Raw genomic sequence first — 15,415 nt, 5'->3', positions numbered from 1 at the left:
CGAGGCAAACAGATGAAGATGACCGAATCACAAAAAGTCGCCGCGGCGGCATGGCGTATTCGCCGTTACGCCCTGCAAATGGGGGAAGTACAGGGGCAGGGCTATATCGGCCAGGCGCTGGGCTATGCCGATGTGCTGGCCACCGCCTTCAGCCACGCCATGACCTATCGCCCGGAAGATCCCGAGTGGGAGGGGCGCGATCGCTTCCTGCTATCTCATGGCCATTACGCTATCGCTTATTATGCTGCGCTGCTGGAGGCAGGCATTATCCCGGAAGCCGAGCTGGAAACTTACGGTTCCGACGACAGCCGCCTGCCGATGTCCGGCATGGCGACCTACACCCCAGGCATGGAGATGTCCGGCGGTTCGCTGGGACAGGGGCTGTCCATTGCCGTCGGCATGGCGCTTGGGCTGCGGCAGAAACAGAGCACGGCCTGGGTCTACAACTCCATGTCCGATGGGGAGCTGGACGAAGGGTCGACCTGGGAAGCAGCGATGTCGGCGGCTCACTATGGCCTGACCAATCTGATTAACCTGGTCGACGTCAACAAACAGCAGGCGGACGGCGATTCGCGCAAAATCCTCGGCTTCGAGCCGCTGCATGAGAAATGGGCCGCCTTCGGCTGGTACGTACAGCGCGTGGACGGTAACGATCTGCCGGCGGTGATGGCTGCCTTTGACAACGCGAAAAATCACTCCGCTAACCAGCCGCGGGTCATTTTATGCGACACGCTGATGGGCAAAGGGGTGCCGTTCCTCGAAACCCGCGATAAAAACCATTTTATTCGCGTCGATGCCGACGAATGGCAAAAAGCGATTGCGGTGCTGGACGCTAACAAACCGGAAGGAGTGCTGTAATGAGCCAGAGTCAACCCCGTTTAAAAACGTCGGCGATGATCGCCTCGATTGCTGATGAAGGCCAGGCGACTGTCTCTGCGCCTTTCGGTGTCGCGCTGTCAAAACTGGCGGCGCAGCGCCCGGAAATCGTCGGCATGACCGCGGACCTGTCAAAATATACCGATCTGCATATTTTCGCCCAGGCCTTCCCGGATCGTTTTTTCCAGATGGGCATGGCCGAGCAGCTGCTGATGGCGGCGGCGGGGGGGATGGCGAAGGAGGGGTTTATTCCTTTCGCCACCACCTATGCTGCCTTCGCCACCCGTCGCGCCTATGATTTTATTCATCAGGTCATCGCCGAAGAGCATCTGAACGTGAAGATCTGCGCGGCGCTGCCGGGCCTGACAACCGGCTACGGGCCTAGCCATCAGGCCACGGAAGATCTGGCGATTATGCGCGGTATCCCCGGCATGGTCATCGTCGATCCCTGCGATGCGCTGGAGATAGAGCAGGCGGTACCGGCCATTGCCGATCACCAGGGGCCGGTATATATGCGTCTGCTGCGCGGTAAGGTGCCGCTGGTGCTGGATAAATACGACTATCAGTTCGAACTGGGCAAAGCGAAGCTGCTGGAGGACGGCAACGATGTGCTGATCATCTCCTCCGGGTTGATGACCATGCGCGCGCTGGAGGCGGTTGAAAAGCTGCGGGCTGATAACATCAGCGTGGCGGTCCTGCACGTGCCAACCATCAAACCGCTGGATGAAAAAGCGATTATTGAACAGGCGTCGAAGCCGGGTCGTCTGGTGGTGACTGCGGAAAACCACACCGCGGTCGGCGGGCTAGGGGAGGCGGTGGCCGCGCTGTTGATGCGTAAGGGGGTGCGCTGTGAGCTGGATATCGTTGGGCTCCCTGACGCGTTCCTGTTAGCCGGCGCGCTGCCGACCCTCCACGATCGTTACGGTATTTCCACCGCGAAGATCGTTGAAAAAATTAAGTATCGTTTGCGTTAATCGTTCTGCGATGACACACCAGGCCGCTGAGCGCACTCAGTGGCCTTCTTCCCCCCGCCAGACAAGCGCGGCATTCTTTTGGCAGATTTTATGCGGCCTGTCACAAAATCTGCTAGAATGCGCCCCTTCATGGCATTGTGGTTTTTGCCATCTCTTATCGCAATAATCTCCCTGAAAACTACGCCCTTCACCGGGCCGGGGCGGTTCGGAGTTGTTATGTCTTTTGATTCCCTTGGCCTGAATCCCGATATCCTGCGCGCTGTCGCTGAGCAGGGCTACGTTGAGCCGACCCCTATCCAACAGCAGGCTATCCCGGCGGTAATGCAGGGGCGCGATCTGATGGCCAGCGCCCAGACCGGCACCGGTAAGACGGCGGGCTTTACCCTGCCGCTGCTACAGCGTCTGATTGACAAAGAGCCGCACGCAAAAGGCCGCCGCCCGGTGCGCGCGCTGATCCTGACCCCAACCCGTGAGCTGGCGGCGCAGGTGGGCGAGAACGTCCGCGACTACAGCAAATACCTGAATATTCGCTCGCTGGTGGTATTCGGCGGCGTGAGCATCAACCCGCAGATGATGAAGCTGCGTGGTGGCGTCGACATCCTCGTCGCCACCCCGGGCCGTCTGCTGGACCTCGAACATCAGAACGCGGTCAGCCTTGATAGCGTGGAAATCCTCGTGCTGGACGAAGCGGACCGCATGCTGGATATGGGCTTTATCCATGACATTCGTCGCGTACTGGCCAAACTGCCGGCGCGTCGTCAGAACCTGCTGTTCTCGGCGACCTTCTCCGACGAGATCAAGGGCCTGGCCGAGAAACTGCTGCACAACCCGCTGGAAGTGGAAGTGGCGCGTCGCAACACCGCGTCCGAGCAGATCACCCAGCACGTCCATTTTGTAGACAAGAACCGCAAGCGCGAACTGTTGTCGCAGCTGATCGGCGAAGGCAACTGGCAGCAGGTGCTGGTGTTTACCCGCACCAAGCATGGCGCCAACCACCTCGCGGAGCAGCTCAACAAAGACGGCATCCGCAGCGCGGCGATCCATGGCAACAAGAGTCAGGGGGCACGTACCCGCGCGCTGGCCGACTTTAAATCCGGCGGCATTCGCGTGCTGGTGGCGACCGATATCGCCGCCCGTGGTCTGGATATCGAAGAGCTGCCGCACGTGGTGAACTACGAGCTGCCGAACGTGCCGGAAGATTACGTCCACCGTATCGGCCGTACTGGTCGCGCGGCGGCCACCGGCGAAGCCTTATCGCTGGTGTGTGTGGATGAGCATAAGCTGCTGCGCGATATCGAGCGCCTGCTGAAAAAAGAGATCCCGCGCATTGCGATTGCCGGCTATGAGCCGGATCCGTCCATTAAAGCCGAACCTATCCAGAACGGTCGCCAGCAGCGCGGCGGCGGTCGTGGGCAAGGTCAGGGACGCGGTGGCCAGGGGCAGGGACGCAGCGGACAGCCGCGCAGCCAGAACAGCGCCCCGCGCCGTCAGGACGGCGAGGCGCCGAAAGCGCGTACGCAGGACGGCAAACCGCCGCGCCGCCGTCGCCCGCGTAAACCGGCTGGCGAATAACACGCTGATGCCCCGGCCGCGATAACGCGGCCCGGCTCAGGCCCGTCTGTCCGCTACGCGGCGGCGGGCCTTTTTCTTTCCATTACACTATTTGTCGAGCACGCTTCCACACTCAGCAGAAAGCAATACCTCCGGGCGGGCAAAAATGGCACAATAGTGGCTGTTTATACAGTATTCAGGTTTTCTCATGGCTTTGACCGCTGCGCTGAAAGCGCAAATCGCCGCCTGGTATAAGGCGCTTCAGGAACAGATCCCGGACTTTATTCCCCGCCCCCCCCAGCGGCAGATGATCGCCGATGTGGCGAAAACGCTCGCCGGGGAAGAGGGCAGGCATCTGGCTATCGAAGCGCCGACCGGCGTCGGTAAAACGCTGTCATACCTGATCCCGGGCATAGCTATCGCCCGGGAGGAACAAAAAACGCTGGTGGTCAGCACTGCCAACGTCGCCCTGCAGGATCAAATCTACAGTAAAGACCTGCCGCTGCTGCGTAAAATCATTCCCGACCTGCGCTTTACCGCCGCCTTTGGCCGTGGGCGCTACGTTTGCCCGCGTAACCTGACGGCGCTGGCCAGTACCGAGCCGTCACAGCAGGATCTGCTGGCCTTTCTCGATGACGATCTCACCCCGAATAACCAGGCCGAGCAGAAGCTGTGTGCGACCCTGAAGCAGGACCTCGACAGCTACCGCTGGGACGGCCTGCGCGATCATACCGATAAATCCATCGATGACGCGCTGTGGAGCCGGCTGAGCACCGATAAGGCCAGCTGCCTGAACCGCAACTGCCACTACTATCGCGAGTGCCCGTTCTTTGTGGCGCGGCGGGAAATTCAGGAGGCGGAAGTGGTGGTGGCCAACCATGCGCTGGTGATGGCGGCGATGGAGAGCGAGGCGGTGCTGCCGGAACCGAAAAACCTGCTGTTGGTCCTCGATGAAGGTCATCATCTGCCGGACGTCGCCCGCGACGCGCTGGAGATGAGCGCCGAGATCACCGCCCCCTGGTTTCGCCTGCAGCTGGATCTGTTCTGCAAGCTGGTCGCCACCTGCATGGAGCAGTTTCGTCCGAAAACCACGCCGCCGCTGGCCAATCCGGAGCGGCTCACCGGCCATTGCGAAGAGCTGTTCGAGCTGATTGCGTCGTTGAATAATATTCTCAATCTCTACATGCCCGCCGGTCAGGAAGCGGAGCATCGTTTCCCGATGGGCGAACTGCCGCAGGAGGTGATGGAGATCTGCCAGCGGCTGGCGAAGCTCACCGAGATGCTGCGCGGGCTGGCGGAGCTGTTCCTTAACGATCTCAGCGAAAAGACCGGCAGCCATGACGTGGTGCGCCTGCATCGGGTGCTGCTGCAGATGAACCGCGCGCTCGGCATGTTTGAAAGCCAAAGCAAGCTGTGGCGCCTGGCGTCGCTGGCGCAATCCTCGGGTGCGCCGGTGACTAAATGGGCGACGCGGGTGGTGCGCGACGGCCAGATCCATGTCTGGTTCCACTGCGTCGGCATCCGCGTCAGCGATCAGCTGGAACGGCTGCTGTGGCGCAGCGTGCCGCATATCGTCGTGACGTCAGCGACGCTGCGTTCTCTGAACAGCTTTTCGCGCCTGCAGGAGATGAGCGGTCTGAAGGAGAAAGCGGGTGACCGCTTCGTGGCGCTGGATTCGCCGTTCAATCACGTGGAGCAGGGGAAAATTATTATTCCTCAAATGCGCTATGAACCGTTGATGGATAACGAAGAGCAGCACATTGCCGAGATGGCGGCCTATTTTCGCCAGCAGGTAGAGAGCAAGAAACATCTCGGGATGCTGGTGCTGTTTGCCAGCGGGCGGGCGATGAACCGCTTCCTGGAGCATGTGACCGATCTGCGCCTGATGCTGCTGGTGCAGGGCGACCAGCCGCGCTATCGGCTGGTGGAACTGCATCGCAAACGGGTTGAAAACGGCGAGCACAGCGTGCTGGTGGGCCTGCAGTCCTTTGCCGAAGGTCTCGATTTAAAGGGCGATCTGCTAAGCCAGGTGCATATTCATAAAATCGCCTTTCCGCCCATCGACAGCCCGGTAGTGATCACCGAAGGCGAATGGCTGAAAAGCCTCAATCGTTATCCTTTCGAGGTACAGAGTTTGCCCAGCGCCTCCTTTAATCTGATTCAGCAGGTGGGGCGTCTGATCCGTAGCCATCACTGCTGGGGAGAAGTGGTGATTTACGATAAGCGTCTGTTGACCAAAAACTATGGCGCGCGTCTACTGAACGCGTTACCTGTTTTTCCCATAGAGCAGCCGGGCGTCCCGGAGGTTATAGTAAAACGGAAAGCAAAACAGACAGCAAAACAGACAGGCCGCAAACGTCGCTGACACCGGCGCGTGATGCACCAGGGGGAGCCATGGAGTACAGCAAAATTATAAAAGAGGTGGGTCGCGGTAAGAATCATGCCCGCGACCTCGATGAAGAGACCGCCCGTGCGCTCTATGCGCGGATGCTGGACGGCGAGGTGCCGGAGCTGGAGCTGGGGGGAATATTAATCGCCCTGCGCATCAAAGGCGAAGGCGAAGCGGAGATGAAAGGGTTTTACGCGGCGATGCAGCAGCATACGCTGCGCCTGACCCCGCCGGCCGGCAAGCCGATGCCGATTGTCATCCCCAGCTACAACGGCGCACGCAAGCAGGCGAACCTGACGCCGCTGCTGGCGATGCTTCTGCACAAGCTGGGGTTTCCGGTGGTGGTTCACGGCGTCAGTCACGATCCCACCCGGGTGCTGACCGAGACCATTTTTACCCTGCTGGACATTCCGGCCACCCGGCACGCCGGACAGGCTCAGGCGCAGCTGGAGGGCCATGAACCGGTGTATATCCCGGTGGGAGCCTTCTGTCCGCCGCTGGAGAAACAGCTGGCGATGCGCTGGCGGATGGGCGTGCGCAACAGCGCCCACACCCTGGCCAAGCTGGCTACACCGTTTGGCGAAGCGGAGGCGTTGCGTCTCTCCAGCGTGTCGCATCCGGAATATGTTCCCCGGGTGGCGAACTTCTTTCGTGAGACCGGTGGCCGCGCGCTGTTGATGCACGGTACCGAGGGTGAAGTGTACGCCAACCCGCAGCGCTGCCCGCAGATCAGCCTGATCGATGAGCAGGGCGTGCAGGTGCTGTACGAACGCCAGACTGAGACGACAACGGAGGCGGTGGTCCTGCCGGCCTCGAAAGATCCCGAGGTCACCGCGCGCTGGATCGAGCGCTGCGTCGCCGGCGTCGAACCGGTGCCCCACTCGTTGAAAATTCAGCTTGCCTGCTGTCTGCTGGCCAGCGGGGAGGTCACCACCCTGGAGCAGGGCCTCAGTCGTGTCAACGACTGCTGGTGATCGGATCTGCAGGATAAAAAAAAGCCCGTCCGGTGGCTCGGACGGGCAAGGCAAGGGTATTAAAGGTCTTTTCAGGGTTAATTCAGTGGCTTACAGAGGGAACAGCGATTATTTATAGATAACCGCGGTACCGCTCAGTTTGTTGTTGGTGTTAGCGGAAGTAATGCTGTAGCCAGTCGCACCAGCGGCTTCGGCTTTAGCAGCCAGTTTTGCTTCCAGACCATCTAAAGTGGTTGCGCCTTGCGCAGACACCACACCGATTTTATTCATGCTTTCAGCCTGAGCGGGGGTGACCGGTTCGGCGGCAAACGCGCCGAAGGAAAGGGCAGTCAGAGCGATGGCAGCGGCAGCATATTTGATGTTTTTCATAGTTAATCTCTCGCAGGTTGTTCTGTTCAGGGGACGATGTTCCGTCGATGTGATAAGTATCACGCTTTTTTGCGGGAGATAAAATCGAAGGAAATTCACAGTCTTCATCGAATTTTTTGAATGATTAATAATTTACTGATTATTAATAAATTATTTCTCATTCTTTTCGCCACGAAGCGTAGCGAGGAAGACCGACGCGTTTAAGGGCACATATTGCGACTTTTTCCGCCAAAAAATGTGCGCGAAAAGATAATGCGAAAGGCTGTCATGAACGGTAAAGGAAAGTCAGCGTAGCTGGCTATCCTTGGATCCTCGACGATTATATCCTGAAAATGTATTGTTATGTAAATCTTTCTCCTGCTGGCATTTCACGAAATATCTGACCCCTGGGATGGCCTGTCGACGGGCCTCCGGAATCGGCTCTCCGCATTCATCACAAAATTTGTTGCTTTCGCCGCGCGGAAGCTCACGGCGCGCGCGAGCCACCGCATCGTCAATGGTGCTGTCGATCTGATCCTGAACGGCCCCATCGCCTGCCCAACCTGATGCCATCGTCTGCCTCCTGTGAAAGGTTATTGATAAATTATAGCTGAACCGTGCAGTCGGTTACCGCTGCTGGCAGCATTGACCCGCCAGGCTATCGCCCCCTGGCGGTGGGCCTTATCCGCGAGGGCAGCCACCAGATCATCAAGGGTGCTGGCACCGGAGGCGGAGACGGTACCGACAGGGCGGAGCGGGCCGTCATAGGGCAGTACGGGTGTCGGTGGCAGGGGAGAGGCCGCGGCGGCATGAGCGGTGAGCGCAGCGGCGAACAGCAGCGAGGTGATTTTCATCAGCATATCCTCATAAACAGCATGGGACATAGCTTAAGTGTAGGTCTTTCCAGACCGCGCGATAGGGAATTTTTAATGCAAAAACAAGGCGTTTTGCATGCTACCGGCGCAGGGCAGCGGTACTCTGGCCGGTAGATTATTTAGCGGGCGTCAGGGCGGATCATGTCAAAACGCAGACTGTCATCAATACTGTAATAGGCGCTCGGACCTCCGGCGCGCAGGATCGGCTGGGCGCGGGCGGTTTGATAGATGCCGTTGTCCAGCAGTGATTCATCAATATGCACGGCGATCACTTCGCCGAGCACCAGCCACGTATCGACAGGGTTACCGTCGGCGGTGGTGAGTTGAATACATTGCGACAGACGACACTCAAAGTTCACCGGGCTCTCCGCGACCCGGGGGGCGCTGACCAGGCGGCTGGCGGCGGCGGTGAGGCCGGCGCGCACGAACTCGTCCTCATGGTGCGGGATCGAGGCAGACGTTTCATTCATCGCCACGGCCAGCGGGCGGGTCGCCAGGTTCCAGACGAACTCCTTCGTCTCGACAATATTTTGTACGCTGTCTTTCCAGCCGCTGCTGGCGAAACCAATGATCGGTGGCCGATAGTTAAAGCAGTTAAAAAAGCTGTATGGCGCCAGATTACGGTGGCCCTCAGCGTCCTGCGAGGCGATCCAGCCTATCGGGCGAGGCCCGATAATCGCGTTCAGGGGGTCATGCGGCAGGCCGTGGCCCTGTGAAGGTTGATAAAAGTACATGCTGCACCTGTCACGGATAAAGGAGATATCCAGACTCCCTTATTTACCGCGCCGCCGTCAACGGGTATCTTACGCGGCTGTTCAAAGGAGATTGTCATGAAAGCCCAGAAACCGGGGTTACACCCGCGTAACCGCCACCATCAACGCTACGACCTGCCTGCGCTCTGCCAGGCGCATCCTGACCTGCAGGGATACATTACGCTCAATCCGCTGGGTGAGCAGACCATTGATTTTGCCAATCCGCAGGCGGTGAAGGCGTTGAATAAAGCGCTGCTGGCGCATTTTTACGCGGTTAAACACTGGGACATTCCTGACGGCTTTCTCTGTCCGCCGGTGCCTGGGCGTGCCGATTATATTCATCATCTGGCGGATCTGCTGGCGCAGGATAGTGGCGAGGTGCCAAAGCAAGCCACGATCCTTGATATTGGTACGGGTGCCAACCTCATCTATCCCTTGATCGGCGTTCATGAGTACGGCTGGCGCTTCACCGGCAGCGAAATCAGCCCGGAGGCCTTCGCCAGCGCGCAGGCCATTGTCAATGGCAACCCCGGATTGACCCGGCAGATCCGTCTGCGTCGGCAAAAAGAGAGCCAGGCCATCTTCCACGGCGTGATCCACAAAAACGAGACCTATGACGCCACGCTGTGTAATCCGCCGTTCCATGACTCCGCAGAGAGCGCCCGGGCAGGCGGTGAGCGCAAGCGCCGCAATCTCGGACTCGGCGCCGACAGCGCGCTTAACTTTGGCGGTCAGCAGCAGGAACTGTGGTGCGAAGGAGGCGAAGTGGCCTTTATCTCGCAGATGATCCGCGAAAGTCAGGCTTTCGCCCGCCAGGTGAAATGGTTTACCTCGCTGGTGTCGCGCGGCGACAATCTGCCGCCGCTCTACCGCCTGCTGACCGAGGTTGGGGCCGTGAAAGTGGTGAAAAAAGAGATGGCCCAGGGGCAAAAGCAGAGCCGGTTTATCGCCTGGAGCTTTATGGACGACGCCAAACGCCGCCGTCCGTTCTAACGCTACTCGGCGGCCGGGCTGTCTGAGCCCGGCATCGGCAGCTGTTGCCAGGTCTGTATCGGGGCGCGAACCCCGGCGCGGTCGAAGTGCTTTTTCACCTGAGTGTCGAGGGCAAAGCGCACCGTCCACTGCTTCAGCGGCAGGGTAGTGAAGCTGACGCGTAGCGTGAAGGCGGTATTGCTCAGCCCCACCAGCCCGGCGAACGACGGTTCGCCAATGATCAGGCCGCGGATCTCCTCCTGGGCCAGCAGATCGTCCACCGCCGCCTTCAGCGCCTGGCTGGCTTTATCCAGATCCTCGTGACGGTCGACATCATAGTTGGCGACCACCGAGCCAATGCCGCGCACGAAGTTGGCAAAGGTGGTAATCGAGGACCAGGGAATAATGTGATAGGCGCCGGTATCCTGCCGTACCCCCACGGAGCGAATCGACATTCGTTCTACGGTGCCGGTCAAAGGGCCGATGGTGACCAGGTCGCCGGTATTCATCCCGTTCTCAAACTGGATAAATATGCCGGTGATAATATCTTTAACCAGCGTTTGCGCGCCAAACGAAATAGCCAGCCCTAACGCCCCGGCGCCCGCCAGCAGCGGCGCAATGTTAACCCCAATCTCCGAGAGCAGGATCATCACCGTGATGGTGCTGATCACCACCGCCAGCGCGTTGCGAAACAGCGTCAGCAGCGTCCTGGCCCGCGCGCTGGGCAGTGGGCGGCCATGAATATCCGACGCCAGTCGGTTTTCGATCAGGCTGGCCAGCACCGTCCAGCCGATGGCAGAGAAGAAGAGGATGAGGGCGATGCGGATCAGCACATCCACCGTTTTTTGCCCGGCATCGTTGTGCAGCCATTCGCGGAAGTCAAACAGGCCCCAGGCGCTCAGCAGCAGCATGACGGCGACGCAGACGGTGAGAATGCGTGCCGCCTTCAGCGAGGCGGAGATCCAGCCGTTCAGCCGCTTTTGCAGCTCAGGATAGTTGCGCTGGGTGGCGGGTGACAAGGTAATGGTTTTGGCTATCCAGCGTGACAGGATGCCGGACACCAGCGCCGCGCCGCCGATAATGGCCAGGCTTTGCAGGGTGGCGCCCATCATGAATTTCAGGCTATTGCCCGGGTCGAACAGGGAGAAGAAAAAGAGCACCACAAAGTAGGCGCAGGCCAGCCAGTGCCAGACCAGCGCGAAGGCGCGGATAAACAGGCTAAAGAAGGAGAGCGAACGGTCGGCCAGATGGATTAGACCCTGCGTAATCAAGGCCTTGTTATGAAAAATCAGGTACAGCGCCCACAGCGTAATGCACAGCATGATGACGACGTTAGCCAGCGCACCAACCTGAACATTCACCTGATTGGAAATAATCGGCACCGCGACAATCAGGCCATAGCCAATCAGGCTGCTGAGCGCGCTCAGGCGCAGACTCCAGTATGACGCGGCCTCGTCGCTGAGGTTAAAGGGCCGGAGCGCCGGGATGCGCGGGCAGAAAATGAGCCGCAGAATGGCTTTAAAAAACTCGATCAGCGCGAAAGCGTTGAGGAAAAGACTCTGCTGGAAGGCAATAGTGGGGTTATTACCATTCAGCCGATCGCTTAACAGCTGACCGACAAACAGGGTCAGCGCCAGCAGCAGCAGGTCGATGACAAACGCCCCGGCGATGGTCAGGGGCAGCTGGAGCCAGTTTCCGCGATCGCGGTTTTTATGCCGCCCCCATTCACCCATTTTGCGATACAGCGGCAGCGCCGCAAGACGCACCAGCCACCAGAAGGCAAAGACCAGGCCGGCCAGCAGTAAAAAATGCCAGGCCGCGCTGGTGAAGGTTTGCGAATTAAAAGGTTTATGCGGTGAGCCGGTGATATTGCGCCACAGTTGAGAGAAGCGAGACGAGAGCTGCTCGCCGTATTCCCGGCTGATCTGCGTGACGTTCTCCAGCACCGTGGTCTCTTCTTTCACCGCCGGCGGCGTCAGCGTCGGGGTGCTGTCTGGCGGCGGCGTGGCGGCTGCTTTACGCAACTGGTCAATGAGCTCCTGACGGGCGCTGTCGTTAGCCAGCACGTCAGCCAGCGCGGCGTAGGCCGCTCTTTTCTGTTCCGCATCGGGTTCGCTGGCGCTGGTTTTATCGGCGTTAGCTGTCGGCACGCCGGGCAGGGCGGCGGCGGAAAGCGGGGCAGTAAACAGTGCAGCGAGCAAAAGCAGGATCCACGGCATGGGCACCTCCGTTGCAACGTAAACGGGTAAGTATAGAAGCCGATGGCGGAAGGGGAGGGAAGAGGAATCTGGAAAAGCGGCTCTCTCCGCGGAGGAAGAGAGCCGTTGCGGGTCAGGCGACGTGCTGCAGGAATTCGCGCAGGCGCGGGCTTGGCGGGTTCTTCACCAGCTCCTGCGGGTTGCCGTCTTCAGCAATGCGTCCTTTGTCGATAAAGATCAATCGCGAAGCCACTTTTTCGGCAAAGCCGATTTCGTGGGTTACGATCACCATCGTCATCCCCTCTTCAGCCAGATCCTGCATCACCTTGAGCACTTCATGGCGCAGTTCCGGGTCGAGCGCGGAGGTCGGTTCATCAAACAGCATCATCTTTGGCTTCACCGCCAGCGCGCGGGCAATGGCCACACGCTGCTGCTGGCCGCCGGAGAGTTCAGACGGATAGTGATGCGCGCGCTCGGCCAGGCCGACTTTCGCCAGCAGATCTTTCGCCTGCTTCTCTGCCGCCTGCTTGCTGGCGCCGCGCACCCGCAGCGGACCAAACATGACGTTCTCCAGCGCCGTCAGGTGCGGGAACAGATAAAACTGCTGAAATACCATCCCGGCTTCCTGACGAATCAGACGTTCGTCCACCTTCGGGTCGTTGACCTTCAGGCCATCGACAATCAGATCGCCGCTGGTGATCTCTTCCAGTTTATTGATGCAGCGCAGCATCGTTGATTTACCGGAGCCGGACGGGCCGATAATGACTACCACTTCACCCTGATTAATTTTCAGGGAGATATCGTGCAGCACCTGGGTCTGGCCAAAGTGCTTGGAGACGTTTTTAAATTCAATCACAGGATTTTCATCCTTCTTTCAAGACGACGCAGAATAAAGCTCAGGACCAGGGTGATAATCAGGTAGATCACGGCTACGGCGCTCCAGATTTCCAGGGCGCGGAAGTTGCCCGCGATGATCTCCTGTCCCTGACGGGTCAGTTCGGCGACGCCGATGACGATGAACAGCGAGGTATCCTTGATGCTGATAATCCACTGGTTGCCCAGCGGCGGCAGCATGCGGCGTAGCGCCAGCGGCAGGATCACGTGGCGAATGGTTTCGCGACGCGACAGGCCCAGCGCCAGGCCCGCTTCGCGGAAGCCTTTATGAATGGAGAGCACCGCGCCGCGGGTAATTTCCGCGATATAGGCGCCCGAGTTAATCATGATGGTCACTACCGCTGCGGAGAAGGGGTCGATGCGCAGGTCGCTAAAGGCCATCGGCAGCGCAAAGTAGATGAACATGACCTGCACCACAATCGGGGTGCCGCGAATGATTTCAATAAACACCAGTGCGATGTGGTTGGCGATCCAGCCGCCGAAGCAGCGGGCGAAACCGGCCACCAGACCGATTATCAGGCCGCCGGCCAGGCCGAGGACGGAAATCCACAGCGTCATTTTGGCGCCTTCCAGCAAAATCGGAATGGCAGGCCAGATGGCACTCCAGTCAAACTGCATAATACGTTCCTGTTACCGTGTCGAGAGCAGAGGAAATCCTCCGCCAAAATACGGTCTCCCGCCGAGTCTGTGCCGGAAGACCGTTGTGATGTCGCCGGAGCTGCGTCTGGCGAAGTGTGTTCTTATTATTTTGGTTCAGTGCCGAACCATTTTTTATAAATTTCGTTGTAGGTACCATTCTCGCGCAGCGTTTTCAGCGCACCGTTCACTTTCTCACGCAGCTCGTCGCTGCCTTTCGGGAAAGCGATACCGTAGTTTTGCGCTTCCAGTGATTCGCCTACCGCTTTGAACTTGCCGTTGCCTGCGGTTTTGATGAAGTACAGAATATTTGGCGTATCGTGCAGCACGGCATCAGCGCGGCCGGTACCCAGTTCCATATAGGCGTTATCGATGTTCGGGAACTGACGCAGATCTTTGGTTTTGATATTGGCTTTCGCGTAATCAACGGAGCCGGTACCGCTCTTCACCGCGACCACTTTACCGTTCAGATCTTTCACATCTTTGATGTCGTTATTATTGGCGTTGACCATCACCAGCAGGCCGCTTTTGTAGTAGCCGTCGGAGAAGTCGATCGCTTTTTTACGTTCGTCGGTTATGGTGATCCCGGCCAGCGCCAGATCGATATTTTTAGTTTGCAGCGCCGGGATAATGCCGCTGAAGTCCATTGGCTTCAGGGTGTAGTCGAGCTTCAGCTCTTTGGCGATAGCCGCCCACAGGTCAACGTCAAACCCGACATATTTATCGCCTTGCTTAAATTCGAACGGGACGAACGCCGTATCGGTGGCGACAACCAGGGTCTTATTGGCGGCATGGGAAGAAACCGCAAAAGCCAGGGTCAGTGCAGCCAGTGAAACTTTAAATACAGACTTCATAGCATTTCCTTTTATATCCACGGGACGATCCCCTGCGAGAACGACTAGCCTAATGAAAAAATCGTGCCACTTTTACAAGCTGTTGTTTTTCAACAAACGAAGCGCGAGCGGTTGCACAATTTCGATCATGACAGGCACTCACTGCACCAGGATGGGGCGTCACTTTGGTGCGTTATAGAGTTGCTGAATAACGAGCACATTTTTAGCGCAAACCCTGATGGGAAAACAATCTCAACGTAACGATTGTGTGAGGTGATTATTACAATTGTTTTACTTTTGTGCGCATTTTCATCAATTTGGCGCCCTAAAACGGTGCAATGTCAGCGGGCAATGAAAGCAAAGAAGGGAAAACAGATAGAACGGAAAACAAAAAGGTGGGGCAGGGAAAAGCAAAGGCGCCGCCGACCGCGTTGCGATCGGCGGCAAAGCCTTACTCGATATTCGCTTCGATGAACCACAGGAATTTATCCAGATCGCGGGAGGCCGCGGTGAAAATATCCGCGGTATCCTCGTCTTTGGCTTCACCAATCGCCTTGCGTACGTCGTTAGCGACGACGGCATAGCGGTCAGCCAGCGCTTTCAGGTGATCCTGAACGTGATGGATATCGAGCGGGTAGCTCTGCAGCGGCGTTTTGCTGTTAATGACCTGAGTGGTGCCCAGTGCGACGCCGCCCAGCTGCACGGCACGCTCCGCCATGGTATCCAGGTGCTCGGTTAGCGCGGTACGGAAGCCATCCAGCATTTCGTGCACGGCGATAAAGTTCGCACCGCGCATATTCCAGTGTGCCTGCTTGGTGATAAGTGACAGGTCAATGAACTGGATCACCTGGCGATTCAACAGCTCAATGGTCGCTTTCTTTTCGCTGTCAGCGACATCGTTGCGGGTATAGACCAGATTAGATGCTTTTGATTTAACCAGTTTTGCGGTACTCATCGTTTCATATCCTCTTGATATTGATGCTCGTCACACTTCAAATCTGAATGATGTGGAGCGTTGTCCCAGGTAACTTCGGGACTAAGTATAGCAAGGGTTTCAAAGAGTGAGGCATCGGCAGGCCATATCACTTCGATAGCGCAAAGTGGTTGGTTATTTTAAAAAACGCTAAATATCATAGGGTTATA

The 15,415-nt window shown here is 58.1% G+C and carries 15 protein-coding genes; 6 read left to right on the top strand and 9 right to left on the bottom strand.

All coding sequences use genetic code 11. The features are described 5' to 3' along the window. The first annotated feature begins 12 nt into the window (after positions 1-12). The 5 genes from CWM57_RS13385 (at position 13) to ybiB (ending at position 6,764) form a co-directional block, all read left to right on the top strand. Positions 13-858: a transketolase gene (locus CWM57_RS13385; RefSeq protein ID WP_074386476.1), complete on the top strand. Its 846-nt coding sequence runs from the start codon at positions 13-15 to the stop codon at positions 856-858. Then, positions 858-1,850 carry a transketolase family protein gene (locus tag CWM57_RS13380; RefSeq protein ID WP_061155255.1) on the top strand — a complete coding sequence of 331 codons (993 nt, stop codon included), beginning with the start codon at positions 858-860 and terminating at the stop codon, positions 1,848-1,850. Before CWM57_RS13385 ends, CWM57_RS13380 begins: the two co-directional genes overlap by 1 nt. Before the next feature lie 216 nt (positions 1,851-2,066). Beyond that, on the top strand, positions 2,067-3,422 hold the full coding sequence (gene rhlE / locus CWM57_RS13375) for an ATP-dependent RNA helicase RhlE (protein WP_008805766.1): 1,356 nt from the start codon (positions 2,067-2,069) through the stop codon (positions 3,420-3,422). Between the two features lie 187 nt (positions 3,423-3,609). Then, positions 3,610-5,766 carry an ATP-dependent DNA helicase DinG gene (gene dinG, locus CWM57_RS13370; protein ID WP_100676027.1) on the top strand — a complete coding sequence of 719 codons (2,157 nt, stop codon included), beginning with the start codon at positions 3,610-3,612 and terminating at the stop codon, positions 5,764-5,766. Positions 5,767-5,795: 29 nt separating this feature from the next. Beyond that, positions 5,796-6,764, top strand: a complete 969-nt coding sequence (gene ybiB, locus CWM57_RS13365) for a DNA-binding protein YbiB (protein ID WP_100676026.1) — start codon at positions 5,796-5,798, stop codon at positions 6,762-6,764. Between the two features lie 108 nt (positions 6,765-6,872). Here the strand turns inward: ybiB and ybiJ are convergent, their stop codons facing one another. The 4 genes from ybiJ to CWM57_RS13345 form a co-directional block, all read right to left on the bottom strand. Continuing rightward, a complete protein-coding gene (ybiJ, locus tag CWM57_RS13360) occupies positions 6,873-7,133 on the bottom strand; it encodes a DUF1471 family protein YbiJ (protein ID WP_004176772.1) in 261 nt (86 codons plus the stop codon). Positions 7,134-7,418: 285 nt separating this feature from the next. Further along, complete coding sequence (locus tag CWM57_RS13355; RefSeq protein ID WP_100676025.1) at positions 7,419-7,685, bottom strand: DksA/TraR family C4-type zinc finger protein; 267 nt, start codon at positions 7,683-7,685, stop codon at positions 7,419-7,421. A gap of 20 nt (positions 7,686-7,705) precedes the next feature. Next, complete coding sequence (locus CWM57_RS13350; protein WP_074386616.1) at positions 7,706-7,966, bottom strand: DUF1471 domain-containing protein; 261 nt, start codon at positions 7,964-7,966, stop codon at positions 7,706-7,708. 140 nt (positions 7,967-8,106) lie between these two features. Beyond that, positions 8,107-8,721 carry a flavin reductase family protein gene (locus tag CWM57_RS13345; RefSeq protein ID WP_074386472.1) on the bottom strand — a complete coding sequence of 205 codons (615 nt, stop codon included), beginning with the start codon at positions 8,719-8,721 and terminating at the stop codon, positions 8,107-8,109. Between the two features lie 96 nt (positions 8,722-8,817). On the opposite strand from CWM57_RS13345, the gene rlmF reads away from it, so the two are divergent. After that, the gene (gene rlmF, locus CWM57_RS13340) at positions 8,818-9,732 is read left to right on the top strand and encodes a 23S rRNA (adenine(1618)-N(6))-methyltransferase RlmF (protein WP_008805773.1); all 915 of its coding nucleotides are present in this window, start codon (positions 8,818-8,820) and stop codon (positions 9,730-9,732) included. Positions 9,733-9,734: 2 nt separating this feature from the next. Here rlmF and ybiO read toward each other — a convergent pair whose 3' ends face one another. The 5 genes from ybiO to dps form a co-directional block, all read right to left on the bottom strand. Then, a complete protein-coding gene (gene ybiO / locus CWM57_RS13335; protein ID WP_074386471.1) occupies positions 9,735-11,930 on the bottom strand; it encodes a mechanosensitive channel protein in 2,196 nt (731 codons plus the stop codon). A gap of 112 nt (positions 11,931-12,042) precedes the next feature. After that, entirely contained in the window at positions 12,043-12,765 is a 723-nt protein-coding gene (gene glnQ / locus CWM57_RS13330) for a glutamine ABC transporter ATP-binding protein GlnQ (protein ID WP_100676024.1), read from the bottom strand. Next, positions 12,762-13,421 carry a glutamine ABC transporter permease GlnP gene (gene glnP, locus CWM57_RS13325; protein ID WP_002895837.1) on the bottom strand — a complete coding sequence of 220 codons (660 nt, stop codon included), beginning with the start codon at positions 13,419-13,421 and terminating at the stop codon, positions 12,762-12,764. The genes glnQ and glnP overlap by 4 nt, the downstream gene beginning before the upstream one ends. A 125-nt stretch (positions 13,422-13,546) precedes the next feature. Continuing rightward, on the bottom strand, positions 13,547-14,293 hold the full coding sequence (gene glnH / locus CWM57_RS13320; protein WP_004886198.1) for a glutamine ABC transporter substrate-binding protein GlnH: 747 nt from the start codon (positions 14,291-14,293) through the stop codon (positions 13,547-13,549). Between the two features lie 430 nt (positions 14,294-14,723). Beyond that, a complete protein-coding gene (dps, locus tag CWM57_RS13315) occupies positions 14,724-15,227 on the bottom strand; it encodes a DNA starvation/stationary phase protection protein Dps (protein WP_004886200.1) in 504 nt (167 codons plus the stop codon). Between the last annotated feature and the right edge of the window lie 188 nt (positions 15,228-15,415).

Origin of the sequence: Klebsiella sp. G-Nf4 (genome assembly GCF_002810615.1) — a bacterium.
GTDB lineage: Bacteria > Pseudomonadota > Gammaproteobacteria > Enterobacterales > Enterobacteriaceae > Klebsiella > Klebsiella variicola.
The sequence above is the reverse complement of the archived record's forward strand: the minus strand, read 5'-3'. Positions and strand labels throughout refer to the sequence as shown.

Coding starts and splice junctions, on each gene's coding strand:
- CWM57_RS13385 (WP_074386476.1), top strand. CDS start 13: ATGAAGATGACCGAATCACAAAAAGTCGCCGCGGCGGCATGGCGTATT.
- CWM57_RS13380 (WP_061155255.1), top strand. CDS start 858: ATGAGCCAGAGTCAACCCCGTTTAAAAACGTCGGCGATGATCGCCTCG.
- rhlE (WP_008805766.1), top strand. CDS start 2,067: ATGTCTTTTGATTCCCTTGGCCTGAATCCCGATATCCTGCGCGCTGTC.
- dinG (WP_100676027.1), top strand. CDS start 3,610: ATGGCTTTGACCGCTGCGCTGAAAGCGCAAATCGCCGCCTGGTATAAG.
- ybiB (WP_100676026.1), top strand. CDS start 5,796: ATGGAGTACAGCAAAATTATAAAAGAGGTGGGTCGCGGTAAGAATCAT.
- ybiJ (WP_004176772.1), bottom strand. CDS start 7,133: ATGAAAAACATCAAATATGCTGCCGCTGCCATCGCTCTGACTGCCCTT.
- CWM57_RS13355 (WP_100676025.1), bottom strand. CDS start 7,685: ATGGCATCAGGTTGGGCAGGCGATGGGGCCGTTCAGGATCAGATCGAC.
- CWM57_RS13350 (WP_074386616.1), bottom strand. CDS start 7,966: ATGAAAATCACCTCGCTGCTGTTCGCCGCTGCGCTCACCGCTCATGCC.
- CWM57_RS13345 (WP_074386472.1), bottom strand. CDS start 8,721: ATGTACTTTTATCAACCTTCACAGGGCCACGGCCTGCCGCATGACCCC.
- rlmF (WP_008805773.1), top strand. CDS start 8,818: ATGAAAGCCCAGAAACCGGGGTTACACCCGCGTAACCGCCACCATCAA.
- ybiO (WP_074386471.1), bottom strand. CDS start 11,930: ATGCCGTGGATCCTGCTTTTGCTCGCTGCACTGTTTACTGCCCCGCTT.
- glnP (WP_002895837.1), bottom strand. CDS start 13,421: ATGCAGTTTGACTGGAGTGCCATCTGGCCTGCCATTCCGATTTTGCTG.
- glnH (WP_004886198.1), bottom strand. CDS start 14,293: ATGAAGTCTGTATTTAAAGTTTCACTGGCTGCACTGACCCTGGCTTTT.
- dps (WP_004886200.1), bottom strand. CDS start 15,227: ATGAGTACCGCAAAACTGGTTAAATCAAAAGCATCTAATCTGGTCTAT.